Annotated in this window: 15 protein-coding genes and 1 pseudogene; 4 read left to right on the top strand and 12 right to left on the bottom strand. The window is 43.5% G+C overall.

Translation table 11 applies throughout. From position 1 onward, the window contains the following. Positions 1-10 precede the first annotated feature (10 nt). Both L634_RS0115350 and L634_RS0115355 read right to left on the bottom strand, forming a co-directional pair. The gene (locus tag L634_RS0115350; protein WP_026583204.1) at positions 11-367 is read right to left on the bottom strand and encodes an STAS/SEC14 domain-containing protein; all 357 of its coding nucleotides are present in this window, start codon (positions 365-367) and stop codon (positions 11-13) included. Between the two features lie 97 nt (positions 368-464). After that, positions 465-1,355: an acyl-ACP desaturase gene (locus L634_RS0115355; protein WP_026583205.1), complete on the bottom strand. Its 891-nt coding sequence runs from the start codon at positions 1,353-1,355 to the stop codon at positions 465-467. A gap of 364 nt (positions 1,356-1,719) precedes the next feature. On the opposite strand from L634_RS0115355, the gene L634_RS0115360 reads away from it, so the two are divergent. After that, entirely contained in the window at positions 1,720-2,760 is a 1,041-nt protein-coding gene (locus L634_RS0115360) for a C40 family peptidase (protein ID WP_026583206.1), read from the top strand. Between the two features lie 123 nt (positions 2,761-2,883). Here the strand turns inward: L634_RS0115360 and L634_RS31240 are convergent, their stop codons facing one another. The 7 genes and pseudogenes from L634_RS31240 to L634_RS0115400 all read right to left on the bottom strand — a co-directional run bounded on the left by L634_RS31240 (position 2,884) and on the right by L634_RS0115400 (position 10,166). After that, a complete protein-coding gene (locus tag L634_RS31240; RefSeq protein ID WP_051428349.1) occupies positions 2,884-3,789 on the bottom strand; it encodes an endonuclease/exonuclease/phosphatase family protein in 906 nt (301 codons plus the stop codon). 477 nt (positions 3,790-4,266) lie between these two features. Further along, positions 4,267-4,380 (bottom strand): annotated as a pseudogene (locus tag L634_RS33455) (aldehyde dehydrogenase family protein); the annotation flags it as partial. Between the two features lie 64 nt (positions 4,381-4,444). Next, positions 4,445-5,749 (bottom strand): aminotransferase family protein, encoded by a 1,305-nt coding sequence (locus L634_RS0115380; RefSeq protein ID WP_026583207.1) that lies wholly within the window; start codon positions 5,747-5,749, stop codon positions 4,445-4,447. A 42-nt stretch (positions 5,750-5,791) separates the two neighbouring features. Continuing rightward, positions 5,792-7,384: a sodium:solute symporter family protein gene (locus L634_RS0115385; RefSeq protein WP_026583208.1), complete on the bottom strand. Its 1,593-nt coding sequence runs from the start codon at positions 7,382-7,384 to the stop codon at positions 5,792-5,794. A gap of 1 nt (position 7,385) precedes the next feature. After that, entirely contained in the window at positions 7,386-7,562 is a 177-nt protein-coding gene (locus L634_RS33875) for a hypothetical protein (RefSeq protein WP_198029776.1), read from the bottom strand. A 57-nt stretch (positions 7,563-7,619) separates the two neighbouring features. After that, the gene (locus tag L634_RS0115395) at positions 7,620-8,915 is read right to left on the bottom strand and encodes an ArgE/DapE family deacylase (RefSeq protein WP_442852702.1); all 1,296 of its coding nucleotides are present in this window, start codon (positions 8,913-8,915) and stop codon (positions 7,620-7,622) included. 3 nt (positions 8,916-8,918) lie between these two features. Further along, complete coding sequence (locus tag L634_RS0115400) at positions 8,919-10,166, bottom strand: M20 family metallo-hydrolase (protein WP_026583210.1); 1,248 nt, start codon at positions 10,164-10,166, stop codon at positions 8,919-8,921. A 208-nt stretch (positions 10,167-10,374) separates the two neighbouring features. Between L634_RS0115400 and L634_RS0115405 the strand changes: the two genes are divergently transcribed. The 3 genes from L634_RS0115405 to L634_RS31245 all read left to right on the top strand — a co-directional run bounded on the left by L634_RS0115405 (position 10,375) and on the right by L634_RS31245 (position 16,065). Further along, positions 10,375-11,775 carry a sigma-54 interaction domain-containing protein gene (locus L634_RS0115405; protein ID WP_026583211.1) on the top strand — a complete coding sequence of 467 codons (1,401 nt, stop codon included), beginning with the start codon at positions 10,375-10,377 and terminating at the stop codon, positions 11,773-11,775. A gap of 400 nt (positions 11,776-12,175) precedes the next feature. Next, positions 12,176-14,200: a phospholipase D-like domain-containing protein gene (locus tag L634_RS0115415; RefSeq protein WP_232233775.1), complete on the top strand. Its 2,025-nt coding sequence runs from the start codon at positions 12,176-12,178 to the stop codon at positions 14,198-14,200. Positions 14,201-14,460: 260 nt separating this feature from the next. Continuing rightward, positions 14,461-16,065: a phosphodiester glycosidase family protein gene (locus L634_RS31245; protein WP_051428350.1), complete on the top strand. Its 1,605-nt coding sequence runs from the start codon at positions 14,461-14,463 to the stop codon at positions 16,063-16,065. 533 nt (positions 16,066-16,598) lie between these two features. Here L634_RS31245 and dmpG read toward each other — a convergent pair. The 3 genes from dmpG to L634_RS0115440 all read right to left on the bottom strand — a co-directional run bounded on the left by dmpG (position 16,599) and on the right by L634_RS0115440 (position 19,785). Next, positions 16,599-17,624 (bottom strand): 4-hydroxy-2-oxovalerate aldolase, encoded by a 1,026-nt coding sequence (gene dmpG / locus L634_RS0115430; protein WP_026583213.1) that lies wholly within the window; start codon positions 17,622-17,624, stop codon positions 16,599-16,601. Positions 17,625-17,645: 21 nt separating this feature from the next. Next, a complete protein-coding gene (locus tag L634_RS0115435; RefSeq protein ID WP_026583214.1) occupies positions 17,646-18,530 on the bottom strand; it encodes an acetaldehyde dehydrogenase (acetylating) in 885 nt (294 codons plus the stop codon). Positions 18,531-18,993: 463 nt separating this feature from the next. After that, complete coding sequence (locus L634_RS0115440) at positions 18,994-19,785, bottom strand: 2-keto-4-pentenoate hydratase (protein ID WP_051428351.1); 792 nt, start codon at positions 19,783-19,785, stop codon at positions 18,994-18,996. Positions 19,786-19,980 lie beyond the last annotated feature (195 nt).

Raw genomic sequence — 19,980 nt, forward strand, 5'->3', positions numbered from 1 at the left:
AAAGGCATGCTTATGCCCTTATCCACGCCCACGCTTCCTCCAGCTGATGCCCCTCGAAATATTCTACTTCAATGCCAGGCAGGTAGTCAGTAAGCCTGGACATGGTGCCGATCCAGTCTTTATCGCTGACAACCGCAAATTTATGAAACTGCTTCCATCTTTTCAGATCGAATTTAACGCCTTCGGTGGCGCCTTCAAAGGTTGTTCCATCCACATCGGTCATGATAGCTAGAATGTTAAATTTCTCATCCTCCTTAAAATTCTCTCTTACGTATTGATCCAGTTTCTCTGCGTCTTCCTTCGTGGCATGGCCATTAAAAACAAGTGCAATTGTAGATGGGTCCAAGGATTCTATAAATTGAAGCATGAGAATTACCTCCTACTTTTCTTTTTAATTAATAGATTCCCTCAAGCTGCTTTCTTGAAACAAAGAAAAAAAACCAGCAAATTGCTGGTTCTTCCATTTACTTCTTGCTATAAAACCGATCCCGCACCTTTTTCAACCGGGCATGGTACTTTAAAATATCCAGCCTTGCTTTTTCTGCTTCCGGAGCAATCGGCCTTAATTTTTCAATTTCCCAGTATTCGATAATTACATCCAGAACCTGATCGAAATATTCCAGCGGGCCATAGTTAGCTTCTTTGGCAATGATGGACATCCGGTCTTCAAAGTCCGGCATAACAGCTCCCGGCATCTTAAAGTTCATAATTACATTTCCAAGGTAGTAGCAATAATTAGGCTCCAGCTGCAGATGAAATTTAATCACATCCCGATAAAAGGCATAATGCAGCGTCTCGTCCTTTGCCAAACGACGGAGCAGACTGGACAAATCCTTGTCGTGGGGTCCCGCTACCTTTGCTACATTATAGTAAAACACCATCGTTGCCAGCTCCTGCATGGAGGTATAAACCATTGTTTCAAACGGCGTATGGAAGTCAGGGTTCCACCCATTTTCCAGGGTCTGCTTGTGCAGCTGATGAAGCCTTCCCGGATTTACATTCCTTGTAATCAGCAGATACGTTTCCAGCAGATTGGAATGCTGATCCTCCTCCGCTGTCCATGTATGTACAAATTCTTTAATGACACTTAACGATCCTTTAAAGGTCTGATCCAGATATGAGGTGAACCATGGCAGATTTACTTCGGTTAACAGGGCTGTTTCAACCGCTGTTATAACTGGCCCAGGCAGCGTTACCTGGCTTTCATCCCACGGAACACGCCGAAAATCCTGTGCCTTATCCCAAGGCAAAAATTCGTGATAGCCCCAATCGATCTTTTCAGCACGCTTTTTGTGTTCCTCATACAATTCTCTTACCTTTGGCTCCAGCCGAAAATCCAGATGATTTGTTAACAAAATAAACCCTCCATATCAGGAAATTAAATATTCTGAAATTAAAATTTATTGCTTTTATTGATTTATAACTTGTTATTATGACCTGCTACCAATTCTACTATAGCACATGTACCCTTTTGTTAACGACTGCCTCAGACAATTTTAGTTCTTTTAACCTTCCAATTTTCTATTATTTTCTAAAAAATCCGAAAGTATTCGACACAGTGCTACATCTCTAGACAATATTTCCTTCGACATAGGTCGACAGTAATAAATAAATGCTAAAATGCGGTAAAACTTTGTATAAAAATGCTAAAATATGAACCTTTTTGCTTATGTGTGTGTTAAAATAATTTAAAATCTATTAAAGGAGTGAGTTGGAAAAGTGAAAAAACAGATGGTCTCCATAGCCGCTGCTGCCATGCTTTCCTCCGCCTTTGCCGCCCAGGCTTCCGCTGATACATATGTGGTAAAGAAAGGAGACACTTTATATCAATTATCCTTAAAATATAAAACCACCGTGCCGGAGCTTAAAAACTTAAATAACTTGAGTTCGGATTTCCTTTTTATTAACCAAACACTTCAAGTACCTGGGACTATAAAAGAGGAGACTGTCAGTAAACCGCCCGCACCACCACCTGCAAATCTGAGTGCAAATGATACATATATCATACAGCCTGGCGATACTTTATCAAAAATTGCCTTTGATCATAATATGAGTTTAAAAGACTTAATGAGTTTGAATAAACTTACCACTACTTTGATTTTTCCAGGACAGGCATTAAAGGTAACAAAATCTGCAGGAAGTGTAAGCGGGAATAATCAGTCACCAGCGGCGCCCTCGACACCAAATTCCCCTTCCGGATCCTATATTGTTAAAAAAGGAGATACACTGAGCGGTATTGCTTTAAAACATAATACAACCGTCCAGAAAATCAAAGAATGGAATAAGCTTAGCTCAGACTTAATTTTCATTGGCCAAAAGCTGGTGCTGGATGCAGGACAAAAATCACCAAGTCCTTCTGTTAATGAAAAGCCAGCACAGGAAGTCAAAGAAGATAACATGTCTGCAGGATCCCTTCTGGCTGAAGCCCATAAATATCTGGGGGTTCCTTATAAGTGGGCAGGATCCAGTCCTGATGGCTTTGACTGCAGCGGCTTTATCTATTATGTGCTAAATAAAACCGGTTCACAGATGGGCAGATATTCAACAGAGGGCTATTACAGCCGCTCCTATTATATTCATAATCCTCAGCCTGGTGATCTGGTATTTTTTGAGAATACCTATAAGCCCGGCATTTCCCATATGGGCTTTTACGTTGGAAATAACCAGTTTATCCATGCCAGCTCCAGCGGCGTTGTTATTTCCAGACTGGACAACCCATACTATAAAGCGCATTTTGATGGTTTTAAGAGATTTTATTAGGCACCTGTGGAAGGTGTCTTTTTTTCATATCTTCTACTATCAAGTATGAGATGATGAGCGTGATCAACGCTAAAAAACTCCCCACGGGTGGTACCGGGGGAGCAGTTTGTTTTGATATTTATACTATTGAAGAGTCACGTCGGCAATTACAGGATAATGATCGCTAGGGAATTGTCCATTCTTTTGAAAATCTGCAATTTCAATCGTCTTTGCTGTGACATTTCCTTTGGAAAGAATCCAATCAATGCGGTTATTCGGCCCTCCGCCAGTCGGATTATTGAAGCCATTGAAAGTGCCCAGGTCTTCATTGATTCTGGTTTCAGCTGTATTCCATAAATCTGCAAACGCCCCTTCCGCTGTAAGGAGCTGATGAGGCATGGTGCCAGGATTTGCATTAAAATCGCCTGTCAGCAAAATAGGCAGCTCTGGATTAAATTCTTTTATTTTTTCTACAATTAATGCAGCACTCTTTTCTCTTGCTTCTTGGGATCGGTGGTCAAAGTGGGTATTTACGAAATAGAACTGCTGGCCAGATTTTTTGTCTTGGAATTTCACCCATGTTACCATACGCGGAATTGTGTTGCCCCATGACGCAGATCCGATTATATCCGGAGTATCAGACAACCAGAAATGGTCGTATTCAATCGGAGAAAACTTGTTTTTGTCATAGAAGACAGCCATGAATTCCCCTTTGCTTCCTCCCTCTCGGCCTTCGCCAATCCATTCATATTGCGGTAAATCCTCATCTAGACCCTTAATCTGTTCATATATCGCCTCTTGGGTTCCAAAAATATCAGGCTTTTCATTGCTGATTAACTGACGGATGGTTGGACGCCTTTCTTCCCATGTATGCGGGGAAGGGTCAGAGTTATTTTTATACCTTAAATTATAGGTCATTACTCTTAAATCCAATACAGATGCTTGTCCATCCTGACTGGATGCAGATATCCCTGAAGCGCCAGACAACAGATTTCCAATGAGCAGCAACACAAAGGACAGCAGTAAAACAGGTTTGAATACTTTTTTCAATCAAATTCCCTCCTAAGTTTTGATTTCAAAAAAATAGTAGCAGGTTAATATAAATTAACAATTACAAATATGTAAAAATATACTAATCATTATGAATGTTATATAAATTTAAAACACCAAAGGAAAAATACTATAGGGAAATTGGGGATGAAAACCTATTGAATAAAATTTACTTGAGGCTTTTCTACGTTGCTGGCAAGACAGAACAAGCTTCGATATTTTCTATTATTTTTCGGGAAATATTTTGTTTTTCATGTCGTTAATTCCCTCCTGAAGTTTAAATAATAATAAAAGGCTCCACTCATGGGACCCCAAAACAGCAAGCCTCCCAATGCTTTCAATCAATTCAATCAAACGTTTGATTGAAAGAAATCTATCCAAAAATAAAAAACCACCGATATATTTTTCGGTGGTTGGCCTTTGTGGAACATAACTGTGAAACAACAAAATTCGGGTGGTATCTGGAACTGCTTCTAATCAATTGTTATTATTAATCACCAATGTCATTTCATCAATAGCGTACTTGATGCCTTCGCGGCCGGCGCCGCTTTCTTTGACACCGCCGTAAGGCATGTGGTCAATGCGGAAGGTTTTCCTAGCCTCCCCGTTTCAATAATAAGAAGAGTGCCTTACACACTCTTCTCTGCCAATACCCTTATATACTTTGCTCCACCGCAAAAATGGAATCGTGGAGGATCTCTGTAAGACTGCCAATCTCCTGCTTGTTAATGGTCAGCGGCGGGGCAAAGACGAGAATGTCCATGCCATCAAAGATCACCGAGCGGCAAATAAGCCCTCGTTTAGCAGCTTCATTTACAACCGCTGGCGCAAACTGCCCCTTCGCACTCTTAAGCTCGACAGCCCCGATTAATCCTAGTCCTCTTACATCTGATACAAGCTCCCGTTCACCCTGAATCCATTTAAAGCCCTTCAGCAATTCCTCTCCCATTTTTCTAGAGTTTTCTATCAAGTTCTCATTCTCAATAATTTCAATATTCTTCAGTCCTACCGCACAAGCCATCGGATGTCCGCTGTATGTGTAGCCATGCAGAAGGGTTCCGGCTGAAAGCTCCTTAAAATCCTCATGAATCCGCTTGGATAATACCACCCCGCCAAGCTGGGCATAGCCGCTTGTGACACCCTTGGCAAAGCACATCATATCCGGTGCCACACCATAATGCTCAATTCCGAATGCTTTCCCTGTACGGCCAAAGCCCGTAATGACTTCATCTGTAATAAACAAAATATCAAACTCGCTGCAAATCTTGCGCACTTCCTGAAAATAACCGTCAGGAGCAATATGGACACCGCCAGCACCCTGAACCGGCTCTGCGACAAAGGCTGCAATGGTCTCTGAGCCCTCTGATTCAATGGTTTTCCGCAACGCTTCAGCAGACAGGTTTTCCGTAAAGTAAAAATCCGGTGCCAGCGAATTTGTGAAATCCCGAAATGGCTTAAGTCCTGTGGCACTGGTCGCGCCCATCGCGACCCCATGATAGGATTTTTTCCGGGATATGATTTTCTTTTTGGAAGGCTGGCCCTTTAAAATCCAATAATGCCTTGCGAGCTTATATGCTGTATCATTCGCTTCCGACCCGCCGGAGGTGAAGAAGGTTGCACTTAAATCACCAGGCGTGATCTCAGCCATTTTCGCCGCCAGCCGAATGGCTGGCTCATTGCTGAAGGTGGCAAAGCAGGAGCTGAACGCCAGCTGGTTCATCTGCTCCATTGCCGCCTGCCCCAGCTCTTTTCTGCCGTGCCCCACGTTCACATTCCATAGGGAGGACATCCCGTCAATCACCCGGCTGCCCCTCACATCCTCAAGATATACACCCTCGCCTTTAGTAAAAATAAAGGCCGGACCCTGTTCCTGCTGCTGCTGAATCGGAGAAGTCGGATGCAGAAAATGGTTTTTATCCAGCTCTGCCAATTCCTGATATAAAGCTGCTGTCTTGCTCATTTGCATTCTCCCCTTATTATAAAATGTCAATATAATGAAGATTTATATTCCCAGCCTGACGATAAAATAACCCCAAAGAACGACGGAAATCACAACAAATGAAACGGCAACCGCTAACGTTTGCCTGTATTCCCGTTTCAATTCGGCTGCTCCATTATGTTTGGCCAAAATCTTTTGGATTGTTGCAGCAGAAAGCCTGGTTTCTTTAATCTTCTGGTAATAGCCCAGCTCATAATCGGTCGGTTTGGCTATAAACCCGACGATAAGCAAGGTAAGCACAGATACAATAATGGCCAGGTAGAAATGATCAAATCCAACCGGGAAGGTAATCATTTCATACCGTTTCAATTCACCGAACACGATAAATGTAATGATCCCTGCAAGCATGCTTGCTGTTGCAGCTTTACTGCTCATCCGCTTCCATTCGAGGCTTCCAATGATTGTCGGCATCCAGGAAACCGCAAAGATAGATCCGGCATAAATGGAAATCCAGAAGATCGATGAAGGCTGAAGAATGGCGATGATGCAAACAACCACAGCGACTAAAGCCTGGGCACTGCGTCCAATAAACATACTTTTCTTATCATCAAAATCTTTATGGAGGACGTTTTCAAATAAGTCTTTCGCCAATGCAAATCCAATTAGGACAAATAGCGTGGAGGCAGTCGACATAATGGATGCCATCAATCCTGCCAAACCAATTCCAGCCAAAGCAGGCGGCGTATAGTCCATCATTCCAACGATAAACACGCGGTCAGCCGGCTCAATGCCAGGCTGAAGCACCATCATGGCAGTTGCAGCAATAAAGACTAGCAATTGCATAAATGGAGCAAAGAAGACCCCAATAACAGCAGTCTTTAGGATGACAAAGTCATTTTTCGCCGGGAATACCCGGGATACAAGGGATGGGGTGCACCCGAAGAAAAGGATCCACATTAAAAATTGTGAAAACACCCAGCCAAACGGACGGTCAGCTCCGCCATTGATGCCATAATAGCCCGGGATCACTTCCCCCAGGTTTTTGATCTGGTCCAGGCCGGCCTGTCCAATAATGAGCGGGGAAATCACAATCGCAATCGCCAGCATCGTGAAGAACATCAGCGTATCAGTAATCACAACTCCATACATGCCGCCCATTGCACTAAAAATGAACAGGGCTAAAGTAAATAATAGAATTAAGACAGGGAACGGAATATTTAACAATTCAGATAGGATGACACCTGCTCCGATTAATTGAACCACTCCATATCCCAGCAATCCGATAATCATAATGGACGTAGCAATGACAGTAACCCATTTGTTTCGGAACCGTTTTTCAAAAAAGTCCGGAAGCGTCTGGCAATCCAATGCCTTTAATTTTCTTCCTACATAAATAACAGCAAATAATGTCCCTAACCATGCCCCATATGAACCTAACCCTGCATGGGCAACAGGTCCTTCGTTGTAAATCATCCCTGCAATCCCAAGCAGCGTGACCGCACTTAAATACGTAGCTGCCAATGTACCCACAATTAATAAAGTAGAACCCTTTTCACCCATAACGTAGAAATCATCTTTGTTTTTTACATATCTGGTTACGAAAATTCCGGCGATTACATAGACTGCAACAACGATAAAAAATACCGTTTTCTCCATCCTAGACCTCCTTCGTTATGCTCTCATGAATCGGATTTGCCGGAGACGCATCTTTCTCTTCCTCCAGCTTTTTAATCGTTGGCAAATACTCTTTCTTTAAGATCCACACCACAATTCCAGCTGAAATGACTGTCGTCGCAATCGCGTTTCCGAATAATAACCATAATCCTGGATTCATTTTCTATAGCCCCCATTTAATGGCGGAGAAAGGGCAGCAGTCCCTTCCGCTCAAATTTTATTCTTTATACTGGCACCACTTTAATAGAAAAGCTGCATACGTTTTCGTGACTCTTTTGACACTATCCAGGTCCACCCATTCATCAGGGGCATGCAGGTTTGCGCCAGTTGGCCCATAGCAGGTGGAAGGGATATTGTAATAGAGATTATAAAACCTGGCATCCGTTGTCCCTGTAAAAGCAGCATGTTTTAAATCGCTTTTCTCAATTATCCGATGTGCTTCCTCAAGGGTATGGATAAACTCCTGGTCCGGATCAAGTGTAAATCCTTCCGCATGAAATCCGTAAAAGCTGATTTCCGGCGGATTCTCTTTCAGCCACTCATCCTTCTTGGCCGCTTCCAGCAGGAATTCCTGCACTTCCCTCTTCACATCTGCCGGGTCTAATCCTGGATTAAAGCCCACCCTTGCTTCAACAATACATTCCGATGGAACCGTCGAAGGCCAGTCGCCAGAGTGGATTTTCCCGATATTGATATTCTGGGGATGAGGGTGATCGCCAAAAATCTTATGCTTTGAACGACTATTAATCTCTTTCTCGTAGTCTTGAAGGGCTTCTATCATTTTATAGGCTTTCACAATTGCATTGACCGCTTTGTCCGCCCTTTCCGTATGGGCACCAAGCCCTGCAACCTTGATGCGGACCCAAATGACCCCTACCTGCCCTGCTAGTGCCTGCTGTCCCAGGGGCTCCGGGATAAGGGCTGCATCTGCCCTGTATCCGGCTTCGATGGCAGCGAGTGCCCCGTTGCCTGTACACTCTTCTTCTGTAACGGTTTTAATCGTTACATCATTGGAAAGTTCTACTCCAGCCTGCTGAACAGCCTTAAGTGCATAGATCATGGCCGTAACCCCTGATTTCATATCCGCAATGCCGCGGCCATACATTTTATTGCCGACAATTTCAGACCCCCATGGATCATAGCTCCATTTCGACACCGGCTCAGGGCTGACCACATCTATATGACCTTGAAAAATTATGCTTTTTCCCTTTTTCTCTCCCTTTGCTTCATACTTCCCTACCACGACAGGGCGGTTGTCATAAGACCATTCGGCCTTGGAATATCCGGGATGAGCTCCCAGCTTCTCCGGATCAGGAATAATTTTTTCAACCTTCAATTTCAAATCCTTTTCAAGGGATTCAGCCAGATAATCCTGAATCGCCGCTTCATTCCCCAGTGTGGACGGATAACGCCCAAGCTTCTGCAAATAGGAAACTTCCTCCTGCCATAAAGCATCCACTTGTTCAAAGACTTTATCGATGACATCCTTTTGCACTTTTTCCAACTTAAACACCCCTTATAAAGTTTCTTTGTTCGCCAAGGCCAGAACTGTTTCAAATAAAACCTGTACGCCCTTTTCAATATCTGAAGCTTTGCTGAATTCTTCCTCACAGTGGCTGAGCCCGCTGATGCTCGGTATAAAGAGCATAGCTGCCGGTGTGATCCAATTTAAATACTTAGCATCATGGCCGGCTCCGCTCAGCATTCTCATATAAGAAAAACCATGCTTTTCGGCTGCGCCTTCCATTGCCTCAATTATTTCTTTCGAAAAGAAGTCAGTATCGATTTTGTCGAGGTCCTTTATCTGCAGCTCCATTTCATCCACTAATGTCATGGTGCTTAATGATTCCTTCAGCAGCTTCTCAAAACGTTCCCGTACATGGTCTTCCGGATGTCGAATATCAATCGAGAAGACCGCCTGATCTGCCACTGTATTGATGACATTCGGAGACACCTGAATCCTGCCAACAGCTACCAGCAAATCCGGAATCTCCTCTGCCAAAGCGTAAATTTCCGCGATAAGCTTTGAAGCGAGTAAAACGGCATCCTTTCTCCTATTCATCGGTGTTGTCCCCGTATGGGACGTCCTTCCGGTAATCGATGCCTCCAGCCAGGTCATCCCTTGAATGCCTGTTACGACTCCGATCGATTTCCCCTTATCCTCAAGGACCGGTCCCTGTTCAATATGCAGCTCAAGGAAACAGAAAGGAGCCTGCTGGCGATTTTGCTTTAACCCTTTGTAGCCAATGCGCTCCAGCTCTTCTCCGAATATGACTCCCTTTTGATCCTTCGCATTCAGGATGGTATGTTTGTTAAAGACCTCAGCCATCGCGCCTGACCCGAGCATGGCCGGCTGAAACCTGGCCCCTTCCTCATTCGTAAAGTTAACAATCTCTATAGGTCTTTCCGTTTCAATTCCAAGATCATTTAAAGTACGGATCACCTCTAGAGCTCCAAGCACCCCCAGCACGCCATCATACTTTCCGCCTTTTGGCTGTGTATCCAGATGGGAACCCGCTAATACCGGAGCAAGTTCATCGTTTTTTCCTTTCCGCCGGCCATACATATTGCCAAAGTCATCAATCCTTGTTTCCAATCCGCAATCCTTCATCCACTGAAGGAATAGGTCTCTCATTCTCTTATCCTCGTCCGTCAATGAAAGCCTGCAGATCCCCCCATTCGGCAGCCTGCCAATCTCAGCGCTTTGCCGGATCGTTTCCATTAAACGATCCAATTTAATATTTTTTACTTGCTGTGTCACCATATTCGCTCCCTTCTTGCCTATTCTTTTTGCAAATATCGTGCCAATTTAATAGGTTCATTTAGGCGGTTTTTGCTAGGTTTTATTGTGAATTTTTAGAATTTTTACTATAATTGTTTTTAAAAGCGATTCACATGAGTTGATTTCGATTCGCCTCTATCAAAGGATTTGGATAAAAATGAATCGAAATCAATTCAGAAAGGAGGACTTTATGGAGGAGCTAATGAAACTGGCCAATCAGCGCCCAAATTTTTTTACAGATATATTGAATTCTATTAATGATGCCATTTATATTACGGATAAAAACGGAGTTACGTTATGGATCAATCATATAAGTGAAATGATGACTCAGTTCCCAAGAGAAAAACTGATTGGAAGAAATGTGAGAGATTTGGAAAGAGAAAAGGTATTTTCTCCTTCTGTTACGAGGCTTGCAGCTGAAGCCAGCAGCAATGTCAGCACCGTTCAGGAAATGAGGGACGGCAGGAAGTATATCGCCACCGGCCATCTTGTGAAAGATGAAAATGGAGAAGTGATTGCGATCGTGGCCCATTGCCGGGATATTACGGAAGCTGTTAAAACATCGTCAAGGCTTAGAGAAACAGAAGAACTTTTGGAAAAATACAGCCAGGAACTTCGAAAGTTAAAAATCCCCTCCCAGCTCAACGGTAATCCCTCAAAAAAAGAATTGATCCTGCACCCTTCAACAGAGGAAATGATCGGAAAAATAGCGAATGTCGACACCACCGCTTTAATCACCGGTGAAACAGGAACAGGAAAAAGTGCAACAGCAGAAAGGATTCATTTACTTAGTAACCGCCACAAACACTCTTTCGTCCAAATAAACTGCGCTTCCATGCCGGAGCAGCTGCTTGAATCAGAGCTTTTCGGCTACAAAAAGGGAGCTTTTACAGGGGCAAGCACCTCTGGCAAACAAGGATTAATCCAGGCTGCAGAAGGCGGAACATTATTTTTAGACGAGATTGGCGAGCTTCCTCCCCATCTCCAGGCAAAGCTATTGCATTTTCTGCAAACCAAAACCTACATGCCAATCGGTGGACGTGAATATGTACAGGCAAACGTCCGGATCATTGCCGCAACGAACCGAAATCTTGAAAAAATGACCGAAGAAGGTTCCTTCCGCTCTGATTTATACTACCGCCTGCACATTCTATCTATCAAACTCCCCCCGCTCAGAGAACGAAAGGAAGTCATCGAGGACCTATCATTCTACTTTTTAAAGCAGTATAACGAGAAATACAACGTTAAAAAGCACTTCTCTTCCAAAGTACTGGATATCTTTTATGCGTACCACTGGCCAGGAAACATCAGGGAGCTTGAAAACCTAATGGAACGGCTGGTAATCCTATGTGACGACACGATTGAGGAAAAAGATCTGCCTCAAAAAATGATGGAAAACCAGCAGCTTCCTCAATATATGAAACAATTGAATCAATTGGACAGCATGCCTGAACTGCTGGAAAGCATTGAAAGGAATATGATTATAGAGGCTTTAAAGAAGGAGAAATCGACAAGGAAGGCTGCACAGCAGCTCGGGGTCACCCAATCCCTTTTGATGAGACGGGTACGAAAATATGGAATTCAATTATAATTACCAGAGATTGATTAACCAAACATATCTGGAAGGGATGAGCGAACTTATACCGGCAAACGAGCCGGCTTTTGCATTTCCTTAACTTTTACTCTGCTTTATTGATTGATTTCAGGAATGAAAGATAGCCGCTGCTGATCCTTGAAAAAACGCCCGTCCCTTTGAACTTCCAATATTTATTCAGAAAAACTCCGCCGTTTTTCTGAATATCTAAAGTTTCCCTCCCAAACAAACCCTTTTAAAAAGATGCCTTAAGTCAATTTACTATTTTGGTATTTGGACCCATTCATTTTAATAAATCAATGAATATAGAACTTTTTCAGAAAATTTACAATCCCTATATATTTTTCCTATATTTCTGCATTATGATTATCTTGATTTGTATTTTTAGGAGGTAGTCATGATGAAAAAGTTGTTTACTATTTTTCCAGTCTTCATTTTATGTTTTTCAACTCTTTTTCCTGGAATGCTGAACAATGTCCCAGAAGTAAACGCTTCCGGAACAGAGAGTGTGGTAATCAATGAAATAGCCTGGATGGGAACATCCGCAAACTACAATGATGAATGGATCGAGCTATTTAATAACTCCGGTTCAGATGTTTCCCTGGATGGCTGGAAGTTACATGCTGCCGATGGGACACCCGCCATTGCGCTCAGCGGCACGATTCCGGCAAATGGCTATTTTTTATTGGAAAGGACCGATGATCAGACCGTATCCGATGTTCCTGCAGATCTTATTTACAGCGGAGCCCTTGGCAATACGGCGGAACACCTAAAGCTGATCGATCCGGCCGGCACGACAGTCGATGAAGTCGACACATGGTATGCTGGGGATAACACATCAAAGGCGACAATGGAGCGTATCGATCCTAACGCGGAAGGAATGTCATCGTCAAACTGGGCAACTGCCAATAAGAGCTATGCAAATGGGCTCGGAACACCTAAAGGCCTTAATTCCACCGCTGCTGATGGAAGCGGCTCTGTTGAGGATCCGGGCAGCGATCCCACTGATCCCCCGCCAGCATCCAATGTATGCAATGACAGGACTCAGCACCTCAATAATGTTTCCGAAGCTGAAGGAGCCATTAACGTATATTTTAACAAATGCGCATTTCCTGAATATGCTTCAGCCGGAAATGAAGCAAACTACAATGTAAATTTTGAAGATATTTTAATCAAACGCCTGAATTCAGCAACAAAGAGCATTGATTTTGCTGCATATGAAATTAATCTTCCACGCGTCGTAGATACCTTGATCCAAAAAGCTGCGGAAGGCATAGATGTCCGCGTAATTGCCGATTCCAAGGATGCAGCAGATCCTCATTATGCAGAGCGTTTTGAAACCATGCGTCTGTATTTGGAAAAAATGGCCCGCGGGCAGGATTTGACAATCGGTACAGCAGATGACATTGTCATTTTTTCTGATTCCCCTATGTTTGCTGTAGAGGATAGTGCAAAAAGGACAAGCAAAGGCCTCCCTTCATCAGCAAATGATATCAATGAAGTTTCCGTGACAGTTGGAAATTCTGCTGTAACAGGCCGTTTATTCGCGGATGCTGAATCTAAATCACCTGGAAGCTACTACAGCCCCGGAAATCAGATGCACAATAAATTTGCCATTATTGATGATAGATGGGTATTTACGGGAACATGGAATTTTACTGTAACCGGACTCTATGGATCCGAGGAAAATATGCAGCAGGGTATTTTGGATGGGAACCAAAATCAGATTGTAGAAATGAACTGGCCAGAGCTTGCAGGGATTTATGAAACGGAATTCAATGAAATGTGGGGAACGGCTGCGCTGAACCCGGATCCTGCTGCATCGAACTTCAGCAGCCGCAAAACAGATAACACAACCCATGTGATTGACATTAATGGAAAAAAGGTTGAAATCTATTTCTCTGCAGGAGACAATGCAATTGGCAAAATGGCTGAGCTTATTCGCAATGAAGCACATTTCAATACATATTTCTCCATTTTCGCCTGGAGTGACCAAGCGATCACCGATGAACTGAAAAACAAGTGGGAAGGATCCTATCATGACCTTGAAGGAACCCTTACTGGATTTGATGTAAAGGGATTGTTTGATTCTTCTTTCTGGAATCAATGGTGGTCTGCAAGCATCGATATGACTGGAAGGACCGCATCCCAAACAAGTGTCAATAACCCTAATACACGCTGGAATAATCCCGCCCCTGTCTATGCGGATGCAGAAGTGCGGAAGCTTCACAGCAAGACGATGATCATTGATGCAGATACAAACAGTGACCCAACCGTCATTGTCGGTTCCACCAACTGGAGCAATAACGGCAACAATGTAAATGATGAAAATATGCTGATCATTCATGATACAGCCATTGCCAACCAATTCGTTCAGGAATTTAACGCCCGTTACATCCAGGCAGGCGGAACCATCCAATAACCATATAGAAAAGTGCCTGACACCCGGCAGTTAACATTTTGCCAGCCGGGAGTCAGGCACTTTTTTTGGGGATAGGCGGGATTCAAATAAAAAAGCATGCTGTCGTTTCGGATTTACAAACTCAATAAACCTTAACAGCGCTGCAAAGATTGGTTAATGCTTGTTTAATACCTATTAATTATACTGTGGGTAAATGATCGATCATGGATAGAAAACTAGGAATGCCCCAGCTTGAATTCAATTTTGAAGGAGTGAAAAAAATGAACAGTCCCTTGAAAAAAGTGATCATCCCTGCTATTGCATCCCTCAGCTTAACTTCTGTTTTGTTTACAGTTTCTGTTCCGGATGGCCCGGTCAGCGCTAAATCAGCAGGGCAGATGGAAAAACAGGCGGAGAAAGAAACGCTGCCGCTTGGACTTCCGAATCTAAAGGAAAAGAGAACCACCGAAATCCTTGCTCCTGGAGTCACTTACACAAAAATAACCAGGGGGGAGCAATCTGAAAAAGATTTTTTCACAGTAGATGTTGATTTTACCGAAACACATGAACAGGCCAAAGCTTTGGCAAAAAAGCTTGAATCAGAAGGATTTACCCCACGCATCGGCCGCATTGCCGATCGAGCCATGGATGACAACGAAAAAGGCCCTCTTGGATATCTGGTCAGGGTTGGAGCGTTTCAGACTGAAGAGGCTGCAAAAGAGCTTCAGCAAGAATTGGCCGGCATTGGGTATACAGGCTTGCGTACTGTCTATACCGGAGAAGATGGCCAGCAGACAACTGGCCCGTGGATCCTTAATGTCCTTGAGGTCGACCCGAATTCATTTAACGGAAGCATTTTACCCGAGCTAGGAAAAGATAAGGTCCAGGACAAAGAAACCCTAACGGAAATGGCCGGACGGAATCAGGCATTGGCCGCCATTAATGGAGGCTATTTTGTGGTAGGAAGCAAGGATGGAACACCTGGTGACCTTGCCGGCATTTCGGTCATGGAAGGAAAGCTCGTAAGTGAAGCGGTAAACGGCCGTTCAAGTCTTATTCTCCCATCTGCAAACAAAGCCGCTGATATCGCTTCTGTTTCTTCCTATCAGACGGCTGTATCGTCTGACGGGGCAGTACGGGAAGTGGATGGATTAAACCGGAAACCAGGCTTGATACGGGGCTGCGGAGGTATAGGAGAAGATACACCGACCGAGAACCCGAAGCATGATTATACCTGTAAGGACGAAAGTGAGCTCATCCATTTCTCACCGGTATTTGGTGAAGAAACAGAAGCTGGTGAAGGTGTTGAAGCAGTCTTAAATAAATCGGGAGAAGTTATCGAGCTTCGTAAACACCGAGGCGGAGAAATTCCAAAGGATGGTTCCGTTCTGGCAGGTACCGGAGAGGCAGCCCAGTGGCTTGAAGCCCATGCTCAGGCGGGTATGCATGTTCAGGTCAAAAATGAAATAATAGCAGACGGCCAGCCATTATCATTAGAACAAACAACTGGCATTATAAACGGCGGACCACGTTTGCTGGAAAACGGGAAAATCTCCATCAATGCGGCGGCAGAAGGCTTTCACTGGGAGGAAAATCCTGAATTCTATTATCGGTTTGGAGAACGCCGCAACCCGAGAACCCTTGCCGGAGTAAAAGCGGACGGAACCCTCCTTTTTGTGACAGTTGATGGACGGGCTCCGGGGCTGAGTGTCGGTGCAAACTTTGAAGAGAGCGCCAGAATCATGAAATCGCTTGGTGCAGTCGATGCCCTCAACCTTGACGGAGGCGGCTCTACTTCCATGACTGTCGGCAGCCAGCTGGTCACAAGACCATCTGACCAAACAGGAGAACGGCCGATTGCGGACGCCATCCTATTGCTTCCGTAATGCAGCTAAATTAATCGTAATCAAACGTTTGATTTAAAAAAATTGCCTTCTATGGAAGGGAGTCAGCGGTTATTTTCCGCTGACTCCTATTGCTTTACGGGATGGAGCGTTAGAAGACGAGTGAAGCCCAATGAAGGAACTCTAATGATTGAATTTATATCAGTGGGGCGTTTTTTAACTTTTTGCGAAGGTATTGTTCTTTTTGCCATTGCTGCAGCTGAAGGGACAGGCTCTTTCTATTTGTTTTGTATCAAAGTTTAATAGCGTAATTCAATCAGATTTTATTTCAAAACTACAGTAAAAAAAGCGGATAGTTAATTTTCTAGTTCCTTCTATTATAAAAATAAGTATTTTATCTAAGATCAAAATGAAAGTTAGCGACATTCAGTGTAAGCCCTTTTGATATTTCGATATAAAATTTTGAATTTCACAAACTTAATCTCTATACAAAAAGGATAACAACGAGCAATGGTCTCACTCATTATTATCCAAAATAAATATCTATAATCCGATTAAACTGGTGACAAACGAACTTATGCTTTCACCGGTTTCTTTGCTTGAGCCATTTCAGCCGCTACATCCCAAATCATATCTTCCTGGCCACCGACAACCTTGCGACTTCCAAGTTCAGTTAAGATGTCACGTGCATCGATTCCAAACTTAGCTGCAGCACGTTTAGCGTGAAGCGCAAAGCTAGAATACACACCTGCATATCCAAGAGTTAGACTCTCCCTTGTAATTTCTTGAGGAGTTTGTAAAATTGGGGCGACAAGCTCTTCAGCCAAGTCCATCATTTTATAAACATCAACACCTGTTTTGATGCCCATTCGGTCAAGAACAGCAACAAGTACTTCCGTTTGGGTATTTCCAGCACCGGCACCTAAACAGCGTACACTTCCATCAATGCGGGTTGCTCCTTCTTCAATTGCCACCAATGTATTAGCCATTGCTAAAGAAAGGTTGTTATGCCCATGAAAACCAACGTTAATTCCGACACTTTGTTTAAGCGCACGGATTCGCTCGCGAACTCCCTCTGGAAGCAAGGCACCAGCTGAATCAACTACATAAACCGTATCTGCCCCGTATTGTTCCATTAGTTTCGCCTGTTCGACTAATTTGTCAACCTCTGCCATATGAGACATCATCAAAAATCCAACTGTTTCCATCCCAAGTTCTTTTGCTGCATAAATATGTTGTGGAGCCACGTCCGCTTCTGTTACATGAGTCGCAACCCGTACCATTTTTGCCCCTAGGTTCGCAGCCTGTTTTAACTCTTTTACCGTACCAATTCCCGGAAGAAGAAGGACAGCAATTTTAGATTGGCCAGCAACGGAGACAGCTGCCTCAATCAACTCCATTTCATTTGTTCGGGAAAAACCATATTGCAAGGATGAACCAGCTAAACCGTCCCCATGCGTTACCTCGATATAAGGAACTCCAGCGACACTTAGTGCTTTTGTTACATTCAAAACCTGTTCAACGGTAAATTGGTGTGAAATTGCATGACTGCCATCACGCAGCGCAACCTCTGTGATCAGAATATCTCGAGAGTTTGTCATTGTAAAAAACCTCCCTTTCCTTTATACTAGCTCTTTCGCTAATTTGTTTTTCGCAAACTCCTCTGCAACCTTTACACCTGCTGCTGTCATAATGTCAAGGTTTCCTGAGTATTTAGGCAGATAATCGCCGGCACCCTCTACCTCAATAAAAATAGTTACTTTATTTCCGTCAAATTGCGCTTCTGTACGCAGACGGTATCCAGGAACATAAGATTGTACTTCCTTTTCCATGTCTTTAAGCGATTGAATAATCTTTTCTTCCTTCATTGTTCCTTCTTCCACCAGAACGTGGATAGTATCGCGCATCATAATTGGCGGTTCAGCCGGGTTTAAGATAATGATGGCTTTTCCCTTCTTAGCTCCGCCAACCTCTTGAATTGCCCTGGAAGTCGTTTCTGTAAACTCATCAATGTTGGCACGAGTTCCAGGACCGGCACTTTTACTTGAGATTGTCGCAACGATTTCTGCATATTCTACTGGACTTACTCGATTCACTGCATGGACCATTGGAATAGTCGCCTGACCACCACAAGTAATTAGGTTTATATTTTCAGCTTCTAAATTCGATTCGATATTAACAGGAGGGACAACTAGTACTCCTCTTGCAGCAGGTGTCATATCAATCGCTTTAATCCCTGCATCTTTTAGTAGTTTTGCATGGCGAATATGAGCCTTTGCTGAAGTAGCATCAAAGACGATATCGGGTAATTCCGGGCGTTCAAGTAGCCCGTCGATTCCAGTGTCAATCGCGATATACCCTGCTTCTCTGGCTTTCTTTAATCCATCTGACTCCGGATCAATACCCACAACAGCCGTAAGCTCTAAGATTTCTGACCGCCCCAGTTTGATCATGAGGTCGGTTCCAATATTCCCTGAACCAAGAATCGCAACTTTTACTTTAGACAAATCGTTCTCCTCCTTAATGTAATTTTTTATATGAACTCTAAACTGAATTAAGACAGTTTGAGTTTGTACCCCAAGCTTTTCGAGATTTCCGCAGCAGCCTGGGTAATCCCCGTAAAAAAAAAGGCTTTCAATCAACGTTTCAAAATAGTTTGACTTAAATGTTTTAAATGCGATATAAAGCATTGAAGGACAAATAGGAGGACAAAAGAGGACTACTAAGTATTTAAAGACCTTCTCAATTGAGTGGGGCTTTTCCTCTACAGCAGACAATCCTTCTTTAACTCAAGCACCTTATAATTTACGTACATTTGTTCACAAACTAAGTTTTATTAAAGGACTGCTGCCGTGTTTATTCAATTAGGAGTTCATAAAAAGTACCTTAATCCCACCTTTTAAAAGAAGAAGGAACAACTGCGATTCCTTGCCACTCTATTCCTTCTCCATTGTTCCCAATGCTTAATACTTACCGAAAAGAAACTTCCACTTTTCCTAACTCACTGAACTCAGCAGTAAACACATCCCCTTTTTGTGCAACTACTGCTGCGGACAAAGCACCTGATAAAATCACTTCTCCGGCTTTTAAAATGACATTATATTCAGATAATTCGTTCGCTAACCAGGCTACACATGTGGCCGGATGACCTAATACATCTGCCCCTGTCCCTTTGTTCATGAGCTCGCCATTTTTAAAAAGATTCATTTTGATTTTAGTCAGGTCTAAACCATTGACAGCGAATTTTTCGTCTCCTAATACATAAAGCCCGCAGGAAGCATTATCGGCAACAGTGTCTTGGAGCTTGATTTTCCAATTCAGAATTCGACTGTCCACAATCTCTAATGAAGGAATGATGGACTCAGTTGCAGCTAAAACGTCTTCCGCTGTCACATTTGGACCTTTAAGATCCTTATTGAGAACAAAGGCGATCTCCCCTTCAACCTTTGGTTCGAAAAGCGAATCGACAGCGATGCTGCCCTTATTTGGAACACTCATGCTGTCCAATAAGTGACCGTAATCCGGCTGGTCGACACCTAAAAGCTCTTGCATGGCAAAGGAAGTTAACCCAATCTTTTTCCCAACGATTTTCTGCCCAGACTTGACTTTCTGATCAATCGCTTTTAACTGGACTTGATACGCTTCTTGAACAGTCAGGCTTGGGTACAGATCGGTTAACGGAGTGACGGATTTTTTCGTTTGCTCTGCCTGGAGCAAATGCTCGTATGCATCTTGTACTACAGCTGTTTTTTGTATGCTCAAAGAAAAAACCTCTTTCTTTTAAATGATGGTTCTGTTAAATTTGCCTGTTGATTTCAGCACGAGGAACTCGCTTTCCGCGGGCGGTCCGACGCTCCTCGGTGCATTCGCACCTGCGGGGTCTCCCGCTGACACGCTTCTCCCGCAGGAGTCTCGCACCTTCCGCTCCAATCAACAGGGTGCTAAAATCAACAATAA

The sequence above is a fragment of the Bacillus sp. J33 genome, from assembly GCF_000518885.1.
In the GTDB taxonomy this organism is placed as follows: Bacteria; Bacillota; Bacilli; order Bacillales; family Cytobacillaceae; genus Cytobacillus.